Origin of the sequence: Nitrospirillum goiasense, from assembly GCF_034427435.1 — a bacterium.
Taxonomy (GTDB): Bacteria; Pseudomonadota; Alphaproteobacteria; order Azospirillales; family Azospirillaceae; genus Nitrospirillum.
Window position 1 is genome coordinate 1,815,787 of the sequence record NZ_JAXQNP010000002.1, and the last position, 22,286, is coordinate 1,838,072.

At 68.7% G+C, this 22,286-nt stretch carries 20 protein-coding genes; 6 read left to right on the top strand and 14 right to left on the bottom strand.

The annotated features are described in order from the left end of the window. Positions 1-18: 18 nt before the first annotated feature. Positions 19-717: an NUDIX hydrolase gene (locus ULB03_RS11005; RefSeq protein WP_322483155.1), complete on the bottom strand. Its 699-nt coding sequence runs from the start codon at positions 715-717 to the stop codon at positions 19-21. A gap of 134 nt (positions 718-851) precedes the next feature. Between ULB03_RS11005 and ULB03_RS11010 the strand changes: the two genes are divergently transcribed. Together ULB03_RS11010 and ULB03_RS11015 are read left to right on the top strand one after the other, a co-directional pair. Then, entirely contained in the window at positions 852-1,871 is a 1,020-nt protein-coding gene (locus ULB03_RS11010) for an SPFH domain-containing protein (protein ID WP_322483156.1), read from the top strand. A 3-nt stretch (positions 1,872-1,874) separates the two neighbouring features. After that, entirely contained in the window at positions 1,875-2,828 is a 954-nt protein-coding gene (locus ULB03_RS11015) for a diacylglycerol kinase catalytic domain-containing protein (RefSeq protein WP_322483157.1), read from the top strand. A 2-nt stretch (positions 2,829-2,830) separates the two neighbouring features. On the opposite strand, the gene ULB03_RS11020 is transcribed toward ULB03_RS11015, so the two are convergent. Together ULB03_RS11020 and lepB are read right to left on the bottom strand one after the other, a co-directional pair. Continuing rightward, positions 2,831-4,195, bottom strand: a complete 1,365-nt coding sequence (locus ULB03_RS11020; protein ID WP_322483158.1) for a tetratricopeptide repeat protein — start codon at positions 4,193-4,195, stop codon at positions 2,831-2,833. Between the two features lie 40 nt (positions 4,196-4,235). Beyond that, entirely contained in the window at positions 4,236-4,991 is a 756-nt protein-coding gene (gene lepB, locus ULB03_RS11025; RefSeq protein WP_322483159.1) for a signal peptidase I, read from the bottom strand. 205 nt (positions 4,992-5,196) lie between these two features. Between lepB and ULB03_RS11030 the strand changes: the two genes are divergently transcribed. Continuing rightward, positions 5,197-5,514: an acylphosphatase gene (locus ULB03_RS11030; RefSeq protein ID WP_322483160.1), complete on the top strand. Its 318-nt coding sequence runs from the start codon at positions 5,197-5,199 to the stop codon at positions 5,512-5,514. A 178-nt stretch (positions 5,515-5,692) separates the two neighbouring features. Here the strand turns inward: ULB03_RS11030 and ctrA are convergent, their stop codons facing one another. Beyond that, entirely contained in the window at positions 5,693-6,397 is a 705-nt protein-coding gene (ctrA, locus tag ULB03_RS11035) for a response regulator transcription factor CtrA (protein ID WP_145729990.1), read from the bottom strand. 211 nt (positions 6,398-6,608) lie between these two features. Here ctrA and fliI point away from each other — a divergent pair, with 211 nt between their 5' ends. The 3 genes from fliI (at position 6,609) to ULB03_RS11050 (ending at position 8,708) form a co-directional block, all read left to right on the top strand. After that, positions 6,609-7,946 carry a flagellar protein export ATPase FliI gene (gene fliI / locus ULB03_RS11040; protein WP_322483161.1) on the top strand — a complete coding sequence of 446 codons (1,338 nt, stop codon included), beginning with the start codon at positions 6,609-6,611 and terminating at the stop codon, positions 7,944-7,946. Between the two features lie 16 nt (positions 7,947-7,962). Further along, the gene (locus tag ULB03_RS11045; RefSeq protein WP_322483162.1) at positions 7,963-8,400 is read left to right on the top strand and encodes a flagellar FliJ family protein; all 438 of its coding nucleotides are present in this window, start codon (positions 7,963-7,965) and stop codon (positions 8,398-8,400) included. 125 nt (positions 8,401-8,525) lie between these two features. Then, complete coding sequence (locus ULB03_RS11050) at positions 8,526-8,708, top strand: hypothetical protein (RefSeq protein WP_322483163.1); 183 nt, start codon at positions 8,526-8,528, stop codon at positions 8,706-8,708. 3 nt (positions 8,709-8,711) lie between these two features. On the opposite strand, the gene ULB03_RS11055 is transcribed toward ULB03_RS11050, so the two are convergent. From ULB03_RS11055 to fliF, 10 genes are all read right to left on the bottom strand, one after another. Then, a complete protein-coding gene (locus tag ULB03_RS11055) occupies positions 8,712-9,473 on the bottom strand; it encodes an aldo/keto reductase (RefSeq protein ID WP_416211119.1) in 762 nt (253 codons plus the stop codon). A gap of 155 nt (positions 9,474-9,628) precedes the next feature. Next, positions 9,629-12,409, bottom strand: a complete 2,781-nt coding sequence (locus ULB03_RS11060) for a hypothetical protein (RefSeq protein ID WP_322483164.1) — start codon at positions 12,407-12,409, stop codon at positions 9,629-9,631. Between the two features lie 71 nt (positions 12,410-12,480). Beyond that, positions 12,481-13,296, bottom strand: a complete 816-nt coding sequence (locus tag ULB03_RS11065; RefSeq protein WP_322483165.1) for a MinD/ParA family protein — start codon at positions 13,294-13,296, stop codon at positions 12,481-12,483. After that, positions 13,293-14,285 (bottom strand): flagellar biosynthesis protein FlhF, encoded by a 993-nt coding sequence (locus tag ULB03_RS11070; RefSeq protein WP_322483166.1) that lies wholly within the window; start codon positions 14,283-14,285, stop codon positions 13,293-13,295. Before ULB03_RS11070 ends, ULB03_RS11065 begins: the two co-directional genes overlap by 4 nt. Before the next feature lie 470 nt (positions 14,286-14,755). Continuing rightward, entirely contained in the window at positions 14,756-16,912 is a 2,157-nt protein-coding gene (gene flhA, locus ULB03_RS11075) for a flagellar biosynthesis protein FlhA (RefSeq protein WP_322483167.1), read from the bottom strand. 38 nt (positions 16,913-16,950) lie between these two features. Then, positions 16,951-18,381, bottom strand: coding sequence for a sigma-54-dependent transcriptional regulator FlbD (gene flbD / locus ULB03_RS11080; RefSeq protein WP_322483168.1), 1,431 nt, complete (start codon positions 18,379-18,381; stop codon positions 16,951-16,953). Between the two features lie 58 nt (positions 18,382-18,439). After that, positions 18,440-19,375, bottom strand: coding sequence for a motility protein A (locus ULB03_RS11085; RefSeq protein WP_322483169.1), 936 nt, complete (start codon positions 19,373-19,375; stop codon positions 18,440-18,442). Positions 19,376-19,404: 29 nt separating this feature from the next. Next, positions 19,405-19,707, bottom strand: a complete 303-nt coding sequence (gene fliN / locus ULB03_RS11090) for a flagellar motor switch protein FliN (RefSeq protein ID WP_004273939.1) — start codon at positions 19,705-19,707, stop codon at positions 19,405-19,407. A gap of 99 nt (positions 19,708-19,806) precedes the next feature. Then, complete coding sequence (locus tag ULB03_RS11095) at positions 19,807-20,517, bottom strand: FliH/SctL family protein (RefSeq protein WP_322483170.1); 711 nt, start codon at positions 20,515-20,517, stop codon at positions 19,807-19,809. 16 nt (positions 20,518-20,533) lie between these two features. After that, a complete protein-coding gene (gene fliF, locus ULB03_RS11100) occupies positions 20,534-22,195 on the bottom strand; it encodes a flagellar basal-body MS-ring/collar protein FliF (protein WP_322483171.1) in 1,662 nt (553 codons plus the stop codon). Positions 22,196-22,286: the final 91 nt, after the last annotated feature.

Sequence of the window (22,286 nt, forward strand, 5' to 3'; positions counted from 1 at the left end):
CCTTATGCGTACGGCCCGTCACAAGACGCGATCGAAAAAGGCGGTGGAGCGCGCTTCCTTCAACCGGTAAATCTGGGCCGGCCGGTTGCTGCCCCGGCGCATCTCGCCCGGCACCGGTTCCACGAAATCCACCTCCGCCATGCGCTTGCGGAAAGCGGACTTGTCCAGCCGCCGGCCCAGCACCCGCTCGTACACCGATTGCAGGTCGCTCAGGGTGAAGCGCTCCGGCAGCAGGTGCACGGGCAGGGTGGAGTATTCCACCTTGCGACGCACCCGTGCCAAGGCGTGGCCCAGCAACGCGCCGTGATCGAAGGCCAAATCCCCGGCTTCCGCCAGCACCGCCTCCACCGGCCGCCACGCCGCGTCGGCGGCGTTCCCGCCCCGGACGGCCGGCGCCTGGCCGGGGCCGATGAGGGCGACATAGGCGACGCTGAGGCTCCACCCCCGCGGGTCGCGGGTGGCGTTTCCCACCGTCTGCAACTGCTCGATATAGGGCGTCGCCACGCCGGTCTTCTCCCGCAGGATGCGGTGCGCGGCCGCGTCCAGGTCGGCGTCCTCATCCGTGTGGATCCAGCCGCCGGGCAGGGCCCAGGCGTCCAGGAAAGGGGCAGCCCCCCGGCGTATCAGCAACACCTCCAATCCCGTTTCGCCCAGGGCGAAGAGGATGAGGTCGACGGTGGCGATGGCGGGCGCGGCGGCGGTGTCCAGGATCTTCATGGCGGGATATTACCCTCTCCGCCACTTAGTGTCGATATCCAACTAACTTAGTTGACAATCGACACTAAGTGGCGCTTGCTATGGTCATCCGCGGCCGGCAGGGGCTGGCCGCACCGGCAGCAAGGACCGAGCCCATGTTTGGTTTCCGCTACATCAAGAGCGAACCCACCCAATACGTGATGCAGATGCGCGACGGCCGCGTGCGGCGTGAGGGGGCGGGGCTGGCCTTTTGGTATTTCGCGCCCTCCAGCTCGATCATGCTGGTGCCCACCGCCAGCGTGAACGAACCCTTCATCTTCCCCGAGGTCACCGCTGACTTTCAGGAGGTGACGGTGCAGGGCCAGATCACCTACCGCGTGGCGGAACCCAAGCGCACCGCGGCTTTGCTCAATTTCACCCTGAATCCGAAGGGCGTTTACGCCTCCGAGGACCCGCAGAAGCTGTCGCAGCGGCTGATCGACCAGGTGCAGGTGGCCATGCGCGCCGAGGTGCAGGCCCTGACCCTGACGGAGGTGCTGGCCGCCAGCGACGCGCTGGTTGCCAGCGTGGCCGCCTTGCTGCGCGCCAATGCCGCGTTGGAGGCTTTGGGCCTGGAAATCCTGGGCCTGTCGCTGCTGGCCGTGCGCCCCAAGCCGGAAACGGCCAAGGCGCTGGAGGCGGAGGCGCGCGAGGCCCTGCTGCGCCGCGCGGACGAGGCGATCTACAGCCGCCGCAACGCCGCCGTGGAACAGGAACGCCGCATCAAGGAAAACGAACTGTCGACCGAGATCGCGGTGGAGAACAAAAAGCGCGAAGTGCGCGAGGCGGAGATGGAGGCGCAGCGGGCCGTGCAGGAACGCCGCCTGCAAATCCAGCGGGAGGAGATGGCGGGCAAGATCGGCCTTGAACAGCAGAACCAGGATCTGGTGGCGCTGGCCACGGCCAATGCCAAGGCGGAGGCCGACGCCCGGGCCTACGGCCTGTCGGCCATGATGAACGCCTTCGGCGACGCCGACCCCAAGGTGCTACAGGCCTTGGCCTCGGTCGGGATGAAGCCTGGCCAACTGATGGCCCTGGCCTTCCGTGATCTGGCCGACAACGCCGCCAAGATCGGGCAGTTGAACGTCTCGCCCGACCTGCTGCGGGAAATGCTGCAACCGGCGGCGCGGGGGTGAGCCATGGCCGCTTCGGAAAGCCACAAGGCGGAGGATCGCAAGATCATCCTGGTGGTGCGCGACACCCGGCTGGATGAATTGATCGCCCGCTTCAACACCCTGCAACAGGCGCAGTTCTATATTGAGCATCTGGGGGCCGATTTCGGCGACTACCTGGCGGAGCGGGAGCAGTACCGCGCCGCCACGCGGCAGGTGGAGGAGGCGTTGCGCCGCTTCGGCCGGGTGCAGCGGCTGGATCGCCGCTATCTCAGCACCTTCCTGTTCGGCGCGGACGATGTGGTGGTGGTGCTGGGCCAGGACGGACTGGTGGCCAACACGCTGAAATACCTGGATGGCCAGCGCGTCGTCGGCGTGAACCCGGATGCCCGGCGCTGGGACGGGGTGTTGCTGCCCTTCCAGCCCAACGATCTACCCCGTGTGATGGGGGAGGAGATGCGGGCCGGCCGGCCGGTGAGGCATGTCACCATGGCCAAGGCGCAGTTGAACACCGGTGTCGCCCTCTATGCCGTCAACGACCTGTTCATCGGCCCGCGCAGCCACGCGTCGGCCCGCTATACCCTGACGGTGGGGCAGGCGACGGAGCGGCAGTCGTCCAGTGGCATCATCGTTTCCACCGGCATGGGGTCCACCGGATGGCTGAAAAGCCTGTACGCCGGCTGGGCTGGGGCGGCGGCGGCCCTGGGCGTGGCGCCGCCGGCAGGCGCGCTCAATGCCGCCTTCCCCTGGGACGCCGAACGCCTGCACTACTTCGTGCGAGAGCCGTTTCCCAGCCGCACCACGGGCGCCAGCCTGGTGGCGGGCCCCGTATCGGCGCAGGTGCCGCTGCAGGTGGTGTCGGAGATGGCGGACAACGGCGTCATCTTCAGCGACGGCATCGAGGCCGACTTCCTGGAATTCAACGCCGGCACCCACGCCACCATCGGCATTGCCGAGCGGCGCGGGCACCTGGTGGTCTAGATTTAGCGCTTCAGGCTCAGCCAGACATTGTGGCCGTCGTGGAAGACGTCGATGTCGACCGTTTCGCCGGCCATCAGATCCACGGGCCGGCGCGGCAGGTAGAGGCCCGGCTGCCAGCCCGAAGATTCGGTGGGGGACAGCGGGCTGTTCTCGAACTCCACCCCGTCCCATAGCTTCAGCCAGATCCATTGCAGCAGGCCGACGCACCGGCCATCCGCGGTCACCGGCAGCGACAGGTGCCCCCGCCAGTTCTGCCCTGGCTGCGGATCGGCCAGATCCACGGTCAGTGCCTGGAAGGGGTCGGACAGCGCCTTGAACGGTACCACGCGCTCCAGCCGGACGGAGCGGGGCGCCAGGCGGTTGAAGGCGTCAAGGTCGAAGCCGCACGCCTCCTCCACGAAGAAGGTGCGTTCCATCACCCGGCTTTCCGCCAGCAGGGCGCGCACCCCACCGCCCTGGGGGATGATACGGGCGCCGGGCGCCAGCAGCCGGTCCTTGGCGTCGCGCACCGCCGGCAGCACGCGCTCCGACAGCAGGTCGCTGGACAGGATTTCCGACACCAGCAGGTCGGCCGGGCGCGGCAGGTCGGTGCCCAGCGTCACGGCGGTGGAGGGCTTGGCGATGACGGTGACGCGGTCGGCATAGCCGTTGTTGGCGATGATGGTGCGCGCGGTCTCCGCGATCACCGGGTCGGCCTCGCAGGTGTAGACATGGGCGGCGCCGGCGCGGGCGGCCATCATGGCCAGCAGGCCGGAACCAGTGCCGATTTCCAGGACGATGTCGCCGGGGCGCACGGCGGCGGTGATGGCCGCCTCATAGGCCGCGTTGCGCTCGATATCGTTCATCATCGGCACATGCCAGCGCGGCGTCAGGGCGGTGCGCAGCTTGTTGAGCTGCAATTCCGCCTCGATGAAGTCCGGCTTCAGCTCCAGCGCCATCTCGCTGTGCGTCACCGCCTCGGCAAGGCGGCCCAGGTCGCGCAAGGCCGCCGCCAGATTGAAGCGGTTGATGGGGTCGTCCGGCTCCGCCGCCACCGCGCGGGCGAAACTCTCCGCCGCCTCGGTCGCGTGCCCCAGCTTTTGATGGCATAGGCCGATGTTGAAGTCCCGGCCCCGCCAGGTGGGGTCCAGGCTGACGGCCTTGCGGAAGGACTCCAACGCCTCCTTCCAAAGGCCCAGATGCTTGCGCACCGTGCCCAGGTTCCAATGCACGGCCGATGCCCGCGGCAGCAGGCGCGCCACCTCGCGGTACGCGGCCTCCGCCTCCGCCCAGCGACCCTGGTTCTGGTGCTCCACCCCCTGGGCGAACAGGTCTTCAGCGGGAACGGCGGGGGCTTTGGGGGCGGACGGCTTGGGGGGCTTGGCCATGGGGCAGGCAGTTCTTTCAGAGGGGGAGGGTAAAGACCGGTCAGGGCCGCAGGCTGCGGACGAAGCGGCTGGACCAGTCGCCGCCGGGGCAGGTCAGGGCGCTCTCGGCCTTGCAGAAATGGTTGGTGTAGGCGGTGAACTGGGCACGGGCAATGACCCGGTCCAGCGGCACGAAGCCCAGGTCGGGATAGGGGAAACGGCTGTCCTGGCTGTTGTCGCGGTTGTCGCCCATGAGGAAGACGCGGCCGGCGGGCACGGTGTACACCCCGGTGTTGTCGGCCGGGCCGTCGTCACCGCGCTGAAGGATGGCGTGACGGGCAAGCTGTCCATCGGTGGCCGGCAGGTCCTCCACATATTCCGTGACATGGACGACGTGGCCGTGATCGTCACGGTAGTCGTAGGCGCCGCTTTCATGACGGTCGACCATCTGGCCATTCAGCACCAGCCGGCCGTGCACCAGTTGCACCGTGTCCCCCGGCAGGCCGATGACCCGCTTCACCAGCGCGTCGGGCGCGCCTTCCGGCTTCAGCACCACGATGTCACCCCGCTGCGGCAGTTGGCCCAGCACGCGGCCGTCGGTGGTGGGGATGAAGCCCTCCGGCAGGGTGACATCAGGGGAATGGCGGCTGTAGCCGTAGGCATACTTGGCGGCGACGAAATGGTCGCCCACCGCCAGCGTCGGCAGCATGCTTTCGGAGGGGACGTAATAATTGCCGAAGGCGAACGCCCGGAAGGACAGGACGCAGACAGCCCAGATGAGGATGAACCGGCCCCAATCCAGTATCGCGCGCTGCATCGCTTCATTCCCTTCGGTTGAACCGCTTGGCCCGTCCCCTGGGGCCTTTCGCCGGCGATGATGCCGAAGGGCGGCGGGCCTTGTCCATGACGCCGTGTTCCATGGCGCCTGTGTCCAGACCGGGCCACGCCTGAAAGCGATTTCGCCTCGGGCTGATCTGCTCTATATCGCCGTCAGCGCTGTCACGCGCTGACGGAACCCGTCCATGGAACCCGCTATGGCCCAACCCAGCACCCCGCCCGCCGATCGCGTCGCCACCCATGTCATCCTGCACGGCCGGGTGCAGGGGGTGTTCTACCGCAATTGGACGGTGGAGCAGGCGCTGGAGCTTGGCCTGGATGGATGGGTTCGCAACCGGAACGATGGCACGGTGGAGGCGCTGTTCGCCGGCCCGTCGGCTGCCGTGGCGGATATGGTGTCCCGATGCCGCCAGGGACCAACCCACGCCGTGGTGACGGATGTCGTGACCACGCCGGGCACCGACCCCGGCGCCACCGGCTTCCACAAGCTGCCGACGGTTTAGAGCGGAACGCGATCAGGTGTAGTCACCTGATCGTGTAAATCCGCTCTATCATGAACAGGTTAAGAGCGAGATGCGATCAGACATGATCGCATCTCGCTCTAGGGCGCCCATAAACAAAAGGCCGCGCGTCCCCACGGGAACGCGCGGCCTTGATCGGTTCGATGCTTGTGACCGCCGTTCAGCTGGCGGCCTGCTGTTGCCGCGCCTCATTGGGGTCGCGCAGGACATAGCCGCGGCCCCAGACGGTTTCGATGTAGTTGCTGCCGTCCGTCGCCTGCGCCAGTTTTTTGCGCAGCTTGCAGACGAAGACGTCGATGATCTTCAGTTCCGGCTCATCCATGCCGCCGTAGAGATGGTTCAGGAACATCTCCTTGGTCAGCGTCGTGCCCTTGCGCAGGGACAGCAGCTCCAGGATGCCGTATTCCTTGCCCGTCAGGTGCAGGGGCTGACCCGCGACCTCGACCGAGCGAGTGTCGAGGTTCACGGTCAGCGCGCCGGTGCGGATGACGCTTTCCGAATGGCCCTTGCTGCGGCGGACGATGGCCTGCATACGGGCCAGCAGTTCGCGCTTGTCGAAGGGCTTGGTCAGATAGTCATCGGCGCCGAAGCCCAGGCCTTTCAGCTTGGCGTCCAGTTCCGTCAGGCCCGACAGGATCAGGATGGGCGTGGTCACGCGGGCCGAGCGGAGGCGCCGCAGCACCTCATACCCGTCGATGTCCGGCAGCATCAGATCCAGAATGATGATGTCGTAGTCATACAGCTTGCCGATCTCCAGGCCGTCTTCGCCAAGATCGGTTATGTCGACGATGAACCCTTCTGATTTGAGCATCAGTTGGATGCTCTTGGCCATCGACGGATCGTCTTCTACGACCAGCACTCTCATAGGCTTCTTCCTTGAAAGGGGTGTAGTCTCAAGGGAGCGGAAACATCCACTGCCGACTAGGTTAACAGATGCTGCGACATTATGCTACGCGAGTAAGCCTATCCTTTAGCTAACTCATCCGTTGTGAACGCAACCGGCGGATGTGCCCGCCCGTGCGGCCCAAGTATGCGGCTAAAGTGTTGTCTTTAAAGGGTTCAAGGGCTCGATGGCCATGATCTATGATCCCAGCGTCCTGATTCCGGAGATCGAGGCGCTGCCCCCCTTCAAGATTTTCGGGCGCGTCAGCTCGGTTCTGGGCATGCTGGTGGAGGTCGGCGGGGTGGAGCGCCGGCTGTCCATCGGCGGGCGGTGCCGAGTCATCTCCCGCGGCGGCCGCCCCGTGCCCTGCGAGGTGGTGGGCTTCCGCAACGGCAAGGCCCTGCTGCTGCCCTATGGCACGCTGGAGGACATCGGCCTGGGCTGCAGGGCGGAGGTGACGGAGGGCCAGCCCGAGATCCACCCCACCCCCGCCTGGCTGGGCCGGGTGATCAACGCCCTGGGCGAGCCGCTGGACGGCAAGGGCCCCCTGCCCATGGGGCCCGTGGGCAACCCCATCAAGGCGGCGCCCCCCCAGGCCAGCACGCGCAAGCGGGTGGGGGCGAAGATCGATTTGGGCGTGCGCTCCATCAACACCTTCCTGTCCTGCTGCCGGGGCCAGCGCATGGGCATCTTCGCCGGTTCCGGCGTGGGCAAGTCGGTGCTGATGTCCATGCTGGCGCGCTACACCGCGGCGTCCGTCACCGTCATCGGACTGATCGGCGAACGTGGCCGCGAGGTGCAGGAGTTCATCGAGGACGACCTGGGGGAGGAGGGCCTGGCCCGTAGCGTTGTGGTGGTGGCCACCAGCGACGAGCCGCCGCTGATGCGCCGCCAGGCGGCCTATATGACCTTCGCGGTGGCGGAGCATTTCCGCGACCAGGGCCAGGACGTGCTGTGCATGATGGACAGCGTCACCCGCTTCGCCATGGCCCAGCGCGAGATCGGCCTGTCCGCGGGTGAGCCGCCGACCACCAAGGGCTATCCCCCCACCGTGTTCGCCGAGCTGCCGCGCCTGCTGGAACGGGCGGGGCCGGGGGCCGGCGACGGCACCATCACCGGCCTGTTCACCGTGCTGGTGGACGGCGACGACCATAACGAACCCATCGCCGACGCGGTGCGCGGCATCCTGGACGGCCACATCGTCATGGAGCGCCGTATCGGCGAGCGCGGGCGCTATCCCGCCATCAACATCCTGCGCAGCGTGTCGCGCACCATGCCCGACTGCAACACGGATGAGGAGAACGCGCTGGTCACCGCCGCGCGCCGCCTGATGTCGTCCTACAGCGATATGGAGGAGATGATCCGCCTGGGCGCCTATCGCCGGGGCAGCGACCCCCAGGTGGACCGCGCCATCGAGCTGAACCCCCATATCGAGGGCTTCCTGCGCCAGGGCCGGCATGAGCGCAGCGACCTTGCCACCGGCTACGCCCAGTTGCAGGCCATCCTCAACGGCGCCCCGTGGCCGGTGTGAGACCGGCGGTTAAGCCATGAAAAGCCTGAAGACCCTGATCCGGTTGCACAAGAACGAGGTGGACGAGAAGCGTCGCCACCTGACCCAGCTGCGCGAACACGATGACCAACTCACCCTGCGCCGCCAGCAGTTCGAGGCGCAGGTGGAGATGGAGCGCCAACTGTCCGGCACCTCCGTCGACATGGCGGTGGCCTTCGCCAACTTCCTTCCCCAGATCAAGCTGCAGCGCAACGCCCTGGAACAGGCGCGCCAGCAATTGGCGATCGCCATCCACCGGGCGGAGGAGGACCTGGCCCAGGCCTTCCAGGAGCTGAAACGCTTCGAACTGGCGGAGGAGGAGCGCATCCGCAAGGAGAAGGCGGAACTGGCCCGTAAGGAGGCCATGATGCTGGACGAGATCGCCGCGCAGCGCCACCTGCGCCAGCAGGAAGAGGGCGGGACGGGGGAGGAGTAGGACGGCATGCGTACTCTCCGCGCGCTATTACTTCTGCCGCTGGCGCTGGCAGGCGCCGCCCAGGCCAAGCCCACCTCCACCTCAGCGACAAGGCCGCCACCCGCTGGTTCGCCAAGGCCAAGGAGGTGACCGAGCGTGCGTGGTGGGAGGAGCTGGACTGGACGCAATGCTTCGCCACAGGCGCGCTGACCACGGCGGATGGCAAGACTTACGTTTGGGACCTGGACCGCTCCGGCCGGGGGCAGGTCAAGATCTCCGACACCGTCTCGGTCTACCTGTCGGGGCCGGAGCTGCCCTTCGCCAAGTAGATCTCAATTGAAATCGTCGGGGTGGGGGCCCAGGCGGCCGCGCGGGTCGTCCAGGCCGGCGATGCGGGCCCTGTCGGCCTCATCCAGGCGGAAGTCGAACACGGCGATGTTCTCGCGGATGCGATGCGGGGTGGCCGATTTCGGGATGACGCCCAATCCAAGATCCAGGTGCCAGCGGATGATGATCTGGGCCACCGTCCGGTCATGCTTGCGCGCGATCTCCGTCAGCACGGGATGGTCCAGCAGCGTGCCTTGGCCCAGGGGGCTCCAGGACTGGGTGACGATGCCATGCGTCTCATGGAAGGCGCGCAGTTCGCGTTGCTGGAACCGGGGGTGCAATTCGATCTGGTTCACCGCGGGCACCACGCCCGTGTCGTCGATCAGCCGGGCCAACTGAGGGGCGGTGAAGTTCGACACGCCGATGGACCGGGCCTTGCCCGTCTTCCGCAAGGCGATCAGCGCCCGCCAGGTTTCGACGTAGCGACCCCGCGCCGGTGTCGGCCAGTGGATCAGGAATAGGTCCACGGCCGGCAGGCCCAGCCGTCCCAGGCTGTGGTCCAACGACAGCGCGGGCGCATCGCTGCCATGGCTGTCGTTCCACAGCTTGGTGGTGATGAAAATCCGGCTGATGGGGATGCCGGTGCTGCGCAATCCCCGGCCCACGCCGCCCTCGTTCCGGTAGATGGAGGCCGTGTCCACCAAGCGGTATCCCGCCTCCACCGCGTCGCCACCACCGGTGTGGCCTGGCTGTCCATCGTTTGCCATACGCCCAGGCCCAGTTGGGGCATGACGCGACCGTCGTTCAGGGTAAGGGTGGGCTGCTCGGCCATGGCGGGTTCCGCTTGCTGCACGCGCACGCTGATGCCAACCAAGATGGGACGCTGCGGGCCGCTGGCAAGGGTGGCCAGATCCGGGCCGTGTCAGATACGGGTGACGGGTTTGGCGCCGCTGGTGGGGGCCGCCTGGTCGACCCAACCGTGGGCGCCAGTCTGGAAGGCCAGTGCGCCGCTGTAGCCCACGGCCGCCAGGCTGTTGCTGTAGATGCCGTGCAGTTCCCGCGTCAGGCTGGTGGGCAGCAACTGGCGGGTGCGGATCACCAGGTCGAAGCGGCCGGTCCAGATCAGGCCGTCCAATTGCATGGGCCCCAGGCGCGACAGGGTCAGGTCGATCAGGAAGCGGCGCAGCGGCCGGTTGCGTTGGGCCCGGGCGGGCCCTTCCGCCTCTTCGCCCTCATCCTCGTTGATGGCGCGGACATGGACTTGCAGGCGGCCGACCTCGTCGCCGAAGGGCACGGCATAGGTGCGCCAGCCATCCTTGTTCGGTTCCGCCGCCTGGGTCGCGATGCTGTTGAAATCGTCGGACAGGCGGGCGGACAGGCGGGCGCGTCCGGCCTTGCCCAGGGTCGAGAGGGCCTCCGATCCCAGCCAGCCGCTGGCATCGCCGCCGCGCAGGGCCGCCAGGAAGACCACCAGCGTCTTGGTCAACTGCGGCGTGGGCCGGGGCAGCACGCTATCGATCAGGTGGTGCGCCAGGGCGGGGTCCGTGGCGGCGATGACGGCCAGCGCCTCGCGCAGGGCCGGCCAGTCGCGGCCCCGGGCCGGGTCGATGGCGGGAGGCACCGGGTCCAGTTCCGGCGCGGGCAGGGTGGCGGGGGCCAACTGCACCTTGGTGCCCACCGGCAGGTCCGACCGCGCCTGCAACAGAAGGGTGCCGCGCGGCGTCTCCACCACCGGCTGGCCGGCGCGCGTCAGGCCCACCACGGTCCCCGGGATGGCCGGGGCGACGCCCGGACGCGCCAGGGCGGGATCAAGCGGCGCCTCATCCATCACGGTTGCTGGCGCCAGGTCCGCCGTCCCGCCGGGCATTCCTTCCACCGCCATGCCCGGCCGCTGGATGGAGAGCAGGGTCAGGCTGATCGTCTGACCGGGATTGGCGGTGGTGGACGCCTGCACGGGCGCGGTATAGGCGCCGGCACCCAAGGGTGGGGTGGCTGGCAGAGGGGGTGCTGCCGCCTCCTGCGGGGACAGGGCGCCTGCCGGCAGGCTCATGGCCGGCGTCATGCCGCCGAGCCGCGCCGGGCCGGCTAATGGCGACGCGGTCATGCCGTCTACCACCGGAACGAGAGACGGCGTGAATTGGCCCGGTGATCCCACCAGGGGTCGCGTGCCGGACGGTTGGGGGCTGGGGACGCCGGTCCGATCCGGAGCAGCCGTCCCCAAGGGTGCCGGGGGACCGGGAACGGGTTGCCCTTGTCCCGGTAGGGGGGTGGCCGGAAGGGGGGAGAACGGGGTGGCGGTGCCGGAGGGTAGGCCGGTGCGCACGAAGCTGGGGCGGCTGCTCAGGAACACCCCGCCGCTGACGAACGGTGTCCCGCCGTCGGCCGGCGGGACCAGGGCGCCGGTTGGTGACGGCTGTGGGCTGGCCGCCTGGGGCCTGGACGATGGCTCCGGGCCGGAGGCGGGGGCGTCAAGATCGGGCAGGAAGCCCGGGGTTGCCAACGCCGCCAGCAGCGGGGATGCGGGCAGGCCACGCGGCGGCGGGCTGGGGAGCGCGTTGGGTGCCGTAGCCGTCGTGGCGTGGTCTTGGGTGGCGGGGCCTTGGGTAGCGGGGCCCTGGGGCGCTGGCATGACAGGCGCCGGCGCCGCGTCGCTGGCGGGTGCCCCTGAGGTCGGTGACGCGGTTGCCGGTGGCGGGACCAAGGGCGCCGCCGACGCCGCCGCCGATGATGGGCTCCCCAGCGCTGTCTCGGGTATTGATGCCGCGGGACTTGGCGGTGGGGCGGCGGGGGACGGCGGTGGCGCGATGTCAGGCAGCAGGTCGCCCAGCGACGGCGGATCGGCGGTGGCGGCCGGTGTGGCGGTAGGCGCGCCGCCGGTGGCCCGCGCGAACAGCAAATCCGCCAGGCTGCCCACCGTCCAGGGCGCGGGCAGAGGTCCACTGGTGGTCGTCGGCGCGTTTGGGGTGCCAGGGCTGTTGGCGGTCTGGGGCGTCGCGCCCGGCGGGCCGGCCTGTCCCGTCGTGTCACCGTCGGCCGTCGCCTGGGCGCCAGCCCCGGCCTGTGGCGTGGTGGGGCGGCCCTGGGGGGGCGCGGCTGGGCTGGGCTGCTGCTGTGACGGCGAATCGTCGGTGAGGTCGGGCTGGTCCCCCGTGTCGCCCTGGGCGCGCACGATCAGGCCCAACCCTTGCCCTTGGTTGATGTCGGAGGAGGGCGCCGGAACGCTGGAGGGGGCGGTGCCGCTGGTGGCCGGTGCCGGATTGAGCAGGACGGCGGCCAAGGTGGCCCCCACCTGCAACGGGGGCAGGGGGGAGGCTGCCAGGGTCGGGGCCGCTTGCGGCTGAGCCTGCGCGGACGTGCTGGCCGGGCTGGCGCCCTGAGCCGACTGGGCTGCCGACGGGGCCACCACCGTGGCGGTCGTGGCGGCGCCGGCGGTCTGGGCGGGAATTTGCAGGGTGACCGGTCGGTCGGTGGGCAGCGGCGCCTCGGTGCGGACCTGGATGTCGCCGGCGGCGGTGCGGACTGTCGCCTGATCGCCCTGCTGCTCCGTCACCATGCCGCTGACGGCCAGGGCGCGCGCGATACCCGTCAGCTTGTCCGGCAACTGGGTCACCGTCACCTGGCCCAGGACCGTGGCCGCGGCCCCGCCGCCGGTTCCGGCGGCCAGCGTCTGGGTCAGGACGGATGGAGTCTGGACGCCGCTCATGACGAGAGCCTCCGCCGCACGGGGCGTGTTCCCTGCCTGGACTGCCCCGTCCCGCCGCGGCCCACGCCGGGTCAGCCCCCCAGGTTCAGGCGGTTGGCCACCATCTCGATGTCGTGGGCGGCATCGGAGGTGGGGAAGCGCATGAACAGGGGCGACTGGTTGCGGATGGCCTCACGCACCTTGGCGTCGCGCCGGACGATGCCGCCCAGCTTGGGCGACATCTTCAGGTAGCGCTGGCAGACGGTCAGCAGCTTTTCATAGGTCCGTTCGCCCAGCGCCTTGCTGTCGGCCATGTTGATGACCACGCGCAGGTCGGCCATGGGGTTGGCCTGGTAGCTGAGCTTCAGGAAGGCGTAGGCGTCGGTGATGGAGGTGGGCTCGTCCGTCGTCACCACCAGGGTGGTGCCGGCGGGGCCGGAGAAGGTGCGGACCATGCGGTCGACACCGGCGCCCAGGTCGATGACCACCCAGTCATAGCTCTTGGCCACGTCCGCCAGCTCGGTGCGCAGCTGGGTCAGCCGCGCCGGCGGCAGGTTGGCCAAGCTGCCCGAGCCGGAGCGGCCGGCGATGATGTCGAAGCCGCCCTCGGGAAAGCGCTGGGCCGCCCCTTGCAGGGTCACCATGCCGTCGATCACCTGGCCCAGGTCGCGCTTGGGCATCAGGCCAAGCTGGATGTCCACGTTGGCCAGGCCCAAGTCGCCGTCGAACAGCAGGGTGCGCTTGCCGCTGCGCGCCAGGGCGTGGGCCAGGGTGACGGAGAAGAAGGTCTTGCCCACGCCGCCTTTGCCGCTGGCCACGGCCAGGATGTTCTGGCGCCGCAGGGGCATGACATTGTCGGCGGTGGCGAGGCCGGCCGGAGCGCCGGTCGGGGAGAGGAGGTCGTTCATGCGTGGGTCCCCGTTTGCTTGGCGCGGCGTTCGCTGGTTTCAGAGCCGGGCATCATCAGGCGGGCGAGCGATGTGGGTGAAAGGGGTGTCAGGCCTTCGGCCGCGCGCGGGCTGGCGCTGGCGTCGCAGAGGGCGAGGCCAGCCTCGTGCGCCGCGGTCAGCATGCTGCCCAGGCGGCGCGCCATGTCCAGGCGCGTGGTCAAGAGCCGGCGGGCGCCCAACGCGCGGAAGGCGCGGGCCATTTCCGCCGCCTCCACGGCGTCCATGCCGGCCGGCAGCACCAGCACGGGCTCGATGTCGGCGGCCACCAGGAAATCGCGCAGATCGTTCAGGTCGGCCTGGTTGTAGGGGTTGCGGCCGGCGCTATCGACCAGCACCTGCTCGGCCCCCCGCTGCACATCCAGCGCGTCGGCCAGGGCCAGGGGGTCCTCCACCGTCATCAGCCGCAGCTTCAGCACGCGGGTGAAGGCCGCCAGCTGGTCGATGCCGCCGGCGCGCACCGTGTCGGTGGAGATGACGCCCACCGGCCGGCCCTTCAGCGCGGCGCGGGCGCACAGCTTGGCGACGGTCAGCGTCTTGCCCGCACCCGGCGGGCCCACCAGCATCAGGGGCTTGGGGAAACGGCCCTCGGGCAGGGGCTGGAAGGTGAAGACGGACTCCAGGGCGGCGGCCAGCAGGGTCTGGGCGTCCTTGGCGTCGAAATCGGCGATGCTGTCCATCAGCCGCTGGTTCAGGTCGGCGGGCAGGCCATGGCGGAACAGGATGTCCGTCACCTGGTCGGCGGGATCAGGCGCCAGCGGGTTGGGATAGCGGTCGTTGATGGCGGGCATGCCGGGGCCGGGGATGGATTCCTCCACCGCCGCCGTCACCCGGACGCCGACACCCTCTTCCTCGCGCGTGGCGACGATGATGGCGTCATCCCCCAGCACCTCCCGCACGAGGCGCATCGCCTCGCCCATGGTCGGGGCGTGAAAGGACTTCAGCCGCATGATTGTCCTGCCCTAGGGGCCATATCCACTCCACCTCCCCACAGGGGCCCACCCCCGCGGGACCCTGCCACCGGAACCGCCGTGGCTGCACCCGCCGCCTGCGGCATCTGAAACCCCAACCTCAACCCGGCACCAACAGGGCCGAACGCTTCCCGGTTCGGCCATCCTGGCACGGCACCCCATCAGGGGCGCTGCGCCAGGTCATTTGCGCGTATGCGGGCATTAACCCGGCTTGTCTGCCGTCAAAAGGACAAATACGTCAAGGACCCAAGGATGGCATTTTATTCGGACCGTTGCATCAGCGATAAGGGCGTGCGGGCGCAGCTTCCGGCCCGCCGTGTCATTTACACCGCGCTTGCTTAATTTTGCGTTAGCCATGTTCGGCGACGCCCCCGCATCATCCGGGCGGAAGGCCGCTTCGTCCTACCGCCGCCCCGCTATTTCTACACCCCCAGCCGCCCCTGCGGCTCTTACACTTGTCCCAAGGTCTTGATCTTGGCCTTGGGGTGGATTTCGTTCTGCGACATGACGGCGGTGGCCGGGCGGAAGCGTTCGATGATGGACCGCACGAAGGGCCGGATGCCCGGGCTGGTCAGCATCACCGGCGATTCCCCCATCATGGCGTGGCGGTCATAGGTCTGGCGCACAGCGGTGATGAACTGCTGCAGGCGTGACGGCGCCATGGCCAAGTTGCGCTCATCCCCCTCGCCGACGACGGATTCGGCGAAGGCCTGCTCCCACTCCGGCGACAGGGTGATGAGGGGGATGTAGCCCTGGTCGTTGGTATGGCTGTCGGAAATCTGCCGCGCCAGGCGGGCGCGCACATGCTCGGTGATCTGGGTGATGTTGCGGGTGTAGCCCGTCGCCTCGGAAACGCCTTCCAGGATGGCCGGCAGGTCGCGGATGGAGATGCGCTCGCCCAGCAGGTTCTGCAGCACCCGCTGCAAGGCGCCGATGCCGATCTGCCCCGGGATGACGTCGGCCACCAGCTTCTGCTGTTCCTTGTTCAGCTCGTCCAGCAGCTTCTGGGTCTCGGCGTAGGACAGCAGGTCCGCCATGTTGTCGCGCACCACCTCTGTCAGGTGGGTGGTCAGCACCGTGGGCGGGTCCACCACCGTGAAGCCCTTGAACAGCGCCTCCTCGCGGTAGGCGGGTTCTATCCACATGGCGGGCAGGCCGAAGGTCGGCTCCGTCGTCACCTCGCCCGGCAACTGGATGGGTTCCCCGCGCGGGTCCATGCACAGCAGCATGTTGGGGCGCACGTCGCCCCGGCCGGCCTCGATCTCCTTGATGCGGATGACGTAGCTGTTGGGCGGCAGCTGCAAATTGTCCTGGATGCGCACGGCGGGCATGATGATGCCGATCTCGCTGGCCAATTGGCGGCGCAAGCCCTTGATCTGGTCGGTCAGGCGGTGGCCGGCGTCGGTGTTGATCAGCGATAGCAGGCCGTAGCCCAATTCCAGCCGAATGAGGTCGATGGCCAGGGCGGAGGAGATGGGCTCCTCCGGTGCCGGGGCGGGGGGACCGCCGGGGCCGCCCGGGGCGCCGGGCGCGCCGCCGGCCATGGCTTCCCCGCCGCCCATCTGATCGCCCCGCGCCTTGCGCAGCCGCGGCAGGTAATAGGCGCCGGCGAACAGGGCGATGGCCAGCGAGATGAAGGGCAGGAAGGGCAGGCCCGGCAGCAGGGCCAGGGCGCAGAGCAGGAAGGCGCTGAGGCCCATGGCCGAGGGGTAGAAGCTGAGCTGCCCGAACAACGCCTTGTCGGCCGAGCCCGACTGGCCTGACTTAGACACCATCAGGCCGGCGGCCAGCGAGACGATCAGCGCCGGGATCTGGCTGACCAGGCCGTCGCCGATGGTCAGCTGGGTGTAGGTGGCGCCGGCCTTCAGGAACGACATGTTCTTCTGGCCGACGCCGATGATCATGCCGACAACGACGTTGATGAAGGTGATGACCATGCCGGCCACGGCGTCGCCGCGCACGAACTTGGACGCACCGTCCATGGCGCCGAAGAACTGGCTTTCCTCTTCCAGCTCGCGGCGGCGCTTCTTGGCCTCGGCCTCGTCGATCAGGCCGGCCGACAGGTCGGCGTCGATGGCCATCTGCTTGCCGGGCATGCCGTCCAGGGTGAAGCGCGCCGCCACTTCGGCGATACGGCCGGAACCCTTGGTGATGACGGTGAAGTTCACCATCACCAGGATGGCGAACACCGTCACGCCGATGATGAAGTTGCCGCCCATGATGAAGCCGCCGAACGCCTGGATGACGTGGCCGGCGGCCTGGGTGCCTTCATGACCGTGCCCCAGGATCAGGCGGGTGGACGCCATGTTCAGCGCCAGGCGCAACATGGTGGACACCAGCAGGATGGTGGGGAAGGAGCTCATCTCCAGCGGCTTCTGGATGCTGAGCACCGTCATCAGGATCAGGACGGAGAAGGTGAAGGACACGGCCAGGCCGAAGTCCAGCAGGAAGGTGGGCAGCGGGATGACCAGCATGACCAGGATGGTCACGATGCCCAGCGCGAACAGAATCTCCGTCCGTTTCAGCAGCGCGGGACCGGCCGTCCGCGCGTTGCCGAACAGGGATTGCAGCATGTTGCCGCCGGAGGCCGCGGTCTGGTCAGCCATGGTCTCTCTTTCCGGTGTCCGTCAGGTCCCCGATCCCCTTAAATCGCCGCGCGGTCCAACTCACCGCCCGCCGGCGGCGGCACGGCCACGCCCTCGTCGCTGTACTGCTTCAGCTTGTTGCGCAGGGTGCGGATGGAAATGCCCAGGATGTTGGCGGCATGCGTGCGGTTGCCCAGGCAATGGCTGAGCGTGTCGATGATCAGGTCTCGCTCCACATCCGCCACGCTGCGGCCCACCAGCCCGGCGGTGCCGGACGCGCCGGGCTCCCCGGTGGGGCCGCCGGGCGCCGTATAGGCGGGTGTCGCCGCCGCCGTGGCGCGGGCGGCCACCGGGGCCACCGCGCCATAGCCCGGGCTGGCCGCCGCCGGCTCGGCGCCGGTCAGCAGGATGGCGTCGGGCCCGATTTCTGTGCCGCGCGACAGCAGCACGGCGCGGTGCATGGTGTTCTCCAGCTCACGCACGTTGCCGCGGAAGCGGTGGGCCTGCAGCATGGCCATGGCTTCCGGCCCCACGGTGCGCTCCGGCAGGCCGTTGGCCTCCGAATATTTGGAGGCGAAGTGCTGCGACAGGATGGCGATGTCGGCCGGGCGTTCGCGCAAGGGAGGCAGGATCAGGTTCACCACGTTCAGGCGGAAGAACAAATCCTCACGGAAGCGGCCGGCCCGCACCTCTTCCTCCAGCAGGCGGTTGGAGGTCGCCAGCACGCGGATGTCCACTTTCACCGGCTGGGTTCCGCCCACCCGGTCGATCTCCCGCTCCTGGATGGCGCGCAGCAGCTTGGCCTGCAGCCGGATGTCCATTTCCGAGATTTCGTCCAGCAGCAGCGTGCCGCCGTTGGCCTCCTCGAACTTGCCGACGCGCCGGGCCACGGCGCCGGTGAAGGCGCCCTTCTCATGGCCGAACAGCTCGGACTCCAGCAGGTTTTCCGGGATGGCGGCGCAGTTGACCGAGACGAACACGGCGTTGGCCCGGCGGCTCTTGCGGTGGATGTAGCGGGCCATCAGCTCCTTGCCGGTGCCGGACTCGCCGGTGATCAGCACGGAGGCGTCGCTGGGGGCGATCTGGTCTGCCAGGCGCAGCACGCTGCCCATGGACGGGTCGCGGCTGACGATGGCGTGGCTTTCCTCCGCCACCGCTTCCAGCACGGCGGCGATCAACTGCGCGTCCGGGGGCAGCGGGATGTATTCCTTGGCGCCGGCGCGGATGGCCTTGACCGCCGCTTGCGCGTCGGTCGCGACCCCGCAGGCCACCACCGGCACGGTGATGCGCTCGGTCTTCAGCGCCTCGATCAGCATGCCGACGTCCAGCTTGACGTCGATCATCACCAGATCGGCGCCCTGGCCGCTGCGCAGGGCGGTGAGCGCGCCGCCTATGCTGTCGGTGTGGGCGACCTTCGCGCCCTTCTGGAGCGCGATCTTGCCCGCCGCTGTGATGTAGCCTTCCAGCGTTCCTACGATCAGCAACCGCATCGCTCAAAACCCTTTCAAACCAGGACGCCCCGTCACGGGCGCGTCCGTCGTCCAACCGTCAGTCATAATGGCTCAGCCGCAGTTCGGGCGGCAGAACCGTGTTCATCATCATCTCCAGCCGGCGGGGGTTTTCCTGCCGCGCGATGGAGATGGCGCCCAGCATGAACAGCGTGTCCACGATGGTCTGGGCGTCGGTGTTCCGTTCCAGCTTTCCCGCCAGGGGCGCCAGGGCCATGTTGCCCACCAGCGCGCCGTAAAAGGTGGTCAGCAGCGATATCGCCATGGCCGGGCCGATGGCGGTGGGGTCCTGAAGGTTGCCCAGCATCTGCACCAGGCCCACCAGGGTGCCGATCAGGCCCATGGCCGGCGCCACTTCCGAGGCGCGGCGCAGCACGGCGGCGCCATGGCGGGAGCGGGCCTGCTGCGCCTCGATCTCCGTGCGCAGGATGCGCTCCACATCTTCCGCCGCGACACCGTCCACCACCAGCTCGATGGCGCGGGCCTGCAACGGCTCCACGCCCTTGTCCTTCAGCAGCGGCTGCAAGGTCAGCGGGCCGTTGCGGCGCGCCGCCTCCGCCATCTGCAGCACATAGCCGGAAACGTCGGCGATGTCCGCCACCGGCCGCATCAGCGCCCGGCCCAGTTGGCGGCGGCAAGCCCCCAGATCTTCGCGCGCGAAGGAGACGATGGTGACGGCGATGGTGCCGCCCACCACGATCATCAGCGACGGCACGTTAATGAAGGCGCGCGCGTGGCCGCCGAAGGCCAGGGCCGAGAACACCAGGGCGAAGCCCGCCACCAGCCCCAGCACCGTGGTGAGGTCCAGCCCATGGCGCACCCGCACCGGTTCCGGCAGGGGGGCCGCCGGTGCTTGGCCGCCGCTTCCCTTGGACGCCTCGTTCGCGGCCTCCGGCACGGGCGCGGCCGCGCGGGCGCCGGTTCCGGCGGTGGGGCCGGCGGCGCGCAAGGTCGGGGAAGGGGGACGGGTGCTCAAGGGGGACTCTCGCGTCTCGACTTAAATGATCAGGTGCGTTCGGACTTGATGATTTCCGTCATGGTCACGCCCAGGCGGTCTTCCACCACGACCACCTCGCCACGCGCCACCAGGCGGTTGTTGACATAGATGTCGATGGCCTCGCCCACCTTGCGGTCCAGTTCCACCACGGCGCCGCGACCCAGCTTCAGGAGCTGGCTCACCTGCATGGTGCACTTGCCCAACACGGCGGAGATCTGAACCGGGATGTCATAGACGGCCTCCAGGTCCTTCACGATCGGGGCGCCATCGGCGTCCATGCCCGCTTGGCCGTCGAAATCGTCCAGGCTCATCGCTTCCCTCGTTTCTCAGCGCCGGGGCGGGGCCCCAGTTGTGCATCCGATAACATGTCGCGCATCCCATAACATGTTGGCCTATCAGGGCCTATACGCTCATTCGGCCGCGTCGCGGCCATCCTCCAGCGGCCGGCCCAGATGGCCGGCGATGCGGTCGATCTCGGCCCACAGGGCGCTGACGTCGCGCTCGGCGCCGCCGTCCCCCCAGTCCGCCTTGCAGTCCAGTTCCCCGGCGCGGGGGTCGGCCACCACGGCGACGGAGCCGGCGAAGCCCTGGCGCGCGGCCATGTCCTCGATCTTCTCCTTGATCGGCGCCAGCCAGTTCTCATGCACCCGCACCAGCAGGCGCGGCTCATCCGACAACTCGGCCAGGAAGGCGCTCACCGTCGCCTCCACCTCCACCAGCCCCTGGCGCTTGACCATGGCGGGGAACAGCTTGCGCACGATGGCCAGCGCCATGCGCAGGGCGTTCTGCGAGCGCAAGGCCCGCCCCGCCGTTTCCGCCTGGATCAACTGGGCGACGCTGCCCTGCAACTGCGCCAGCACGTTGGCTAGCGCCAGCGCGGACTGGTCGGCGCCCGCCTGCATGCCCTCGGCATGGCCCTGGGCGTAGGCGGCCTCGCGCGCCATGCGCACCTGCTGCTGCAGGTCGGCCAGGCTGAAGGTCGGCTCCGGCGGCGGGGGCGGTGGCGGCGGGGGTTCCGGCGGCAGCTCCGGCTCGGGCGGCAGCTGTTCCTCCGGCACCTCGACGCGGCGGCCCTCGGGGTCGAAGGAGTTGTCGAACAGGAACCTGCGGATGTTGGTCATAAGCTCACGTCCGCGCTCAATTTTCCTGGTACAGCCAATTGCGGATGATGGACACGGCCTCTTCCGGATGCTTCTCGACGATCTCGCCCACCTTGCGCAGCGACGACGCGCGCACGCGGCCGTCGACGCGGTTGATGTCGATCATCTGTTCCAACTCCTCGTTGGCCTGTGCCGCCTCCAGCGCCAGCTCGCGGGCCAGGGCGCCGCCGCCGGGGCCGGCCAACTGCGGCACCCCGCCACTGTCGGACAGCAGGTCCGGCTCCTCATCCAGTTGCGGCGTGCGGTCCAGGGCACGGGCCACCAGCGGCCGGATGACCAGCAGGATGACCAGGATGGCGACGATGGCCAGCACGATGGTTTCGGCGATGCGGAACACATCCTGCTTGGGCAGGCCGAACAGCGTCTCTTCCTTGGCGTCCAGCTCGCCCTCGGGCGTGGCGAACTTCATGCTGACCACGTCCACCGTGTCCCCGCGCGAGCCGTCGTAGCCGATGGAGGAGCGCACCAGCGCCGCCAGCTTCTGCAGCTCGTCGTCGGTGCGCGGCTGGTACTGGGCCACACCCTTGTCGTCGGGCACGTAATTGCCGTCGACCAGCACGGCGACCGACAGGCGGCGCACCTGGCCGGCCTCGCGCTCGTGGACCTTCACGGTCTTGCTGATCTCGTAATTGATGCGCTCGCTGCTTTTGGTGGATTTGGAGCTGGAGGCGCCGTTGCTGGCGTTCTCCGCGTTGGCGGAGGGCAGGTTGTTGGCCACCGTGACCGGGTCCTGCCCCTCCTTGTTGATGTCTTCCGAGTTCTCGTTGTCGGTCTGGGTGGAGCGCACGACCTGGCTGTCGGGGTCGAAGGTTTCGCTGTTGGTGGTGATGCGGTCGAAATCCATGTCGACCGTCACCTCCGCCCGCACCTTGCCCATGCCCACGGTGCGGCCCACGATCTCCTCGACCTTGTCGGTCAGGCGCTGCTGATAGGCGAGGCGCTTTTCCTCCGCCGTCGCCATCATGGCTTCCTTGCTGTCGGAGCCCATGCCCCGGGCCAGCAGGTTGCCCTTGTCATCCACCACCGACACCATGTCGGGCTGCAGCCCCGGCACCGACGCGGCGATCAGGTGCTGGATGCTGGCGACCTGTTCCTTCTTCAACTGCTGGCCGGGGCGCAGGCGCAGGACGACGCTGGCCGTGGCCTTCTGCGTCTCGCGGCTGAACAGCTCACGCTTGGGCAGCACCAGATGGATGCGCGACTGCTGCACCGGGGCCAGGGTGTTCACCGTGCGCGACAGCTCCCCCTCCAGCGCGCGCAACTGCTGCACGGACTGCATGAAGCTGGTGGTGCCCAGGCTTTCGGCCTGGTTGAAGATTTCATAGCCGACGTTGCCGCCGGTGGGCAGGCCCTGCTGCGCCATCAGCATGCGGATGCGGCCCACCTGGTCGGCCGGCACCTCGATGCGCGTGCTGTCGGGGCTGACCTGATAGGGCACCTTCGGCTGCATCTGGTCCAACTGCTGCACGATGGCGCCGCCGTCGCTGGGCGACAGGTCGCTGTACAGCAGGGCCATGTTGGGCGACGAGCCGTTGAACAGCAGGAAGCCGAACAGGGCGATGATCAGCAAGGCGACGCCACCGATGGCGCCCAGCCGTACCGGCCCCAGATTACGCAGGGTCTGCAACAGGTTTTCCAAGGTCCGCTCCCGGCCGGCGGTCACCGAAAAGTCACAGCGGAGTCTATAGCGTCGACTCCACGTTTGCCAGGATTCTGGGAATGTTCAGGGG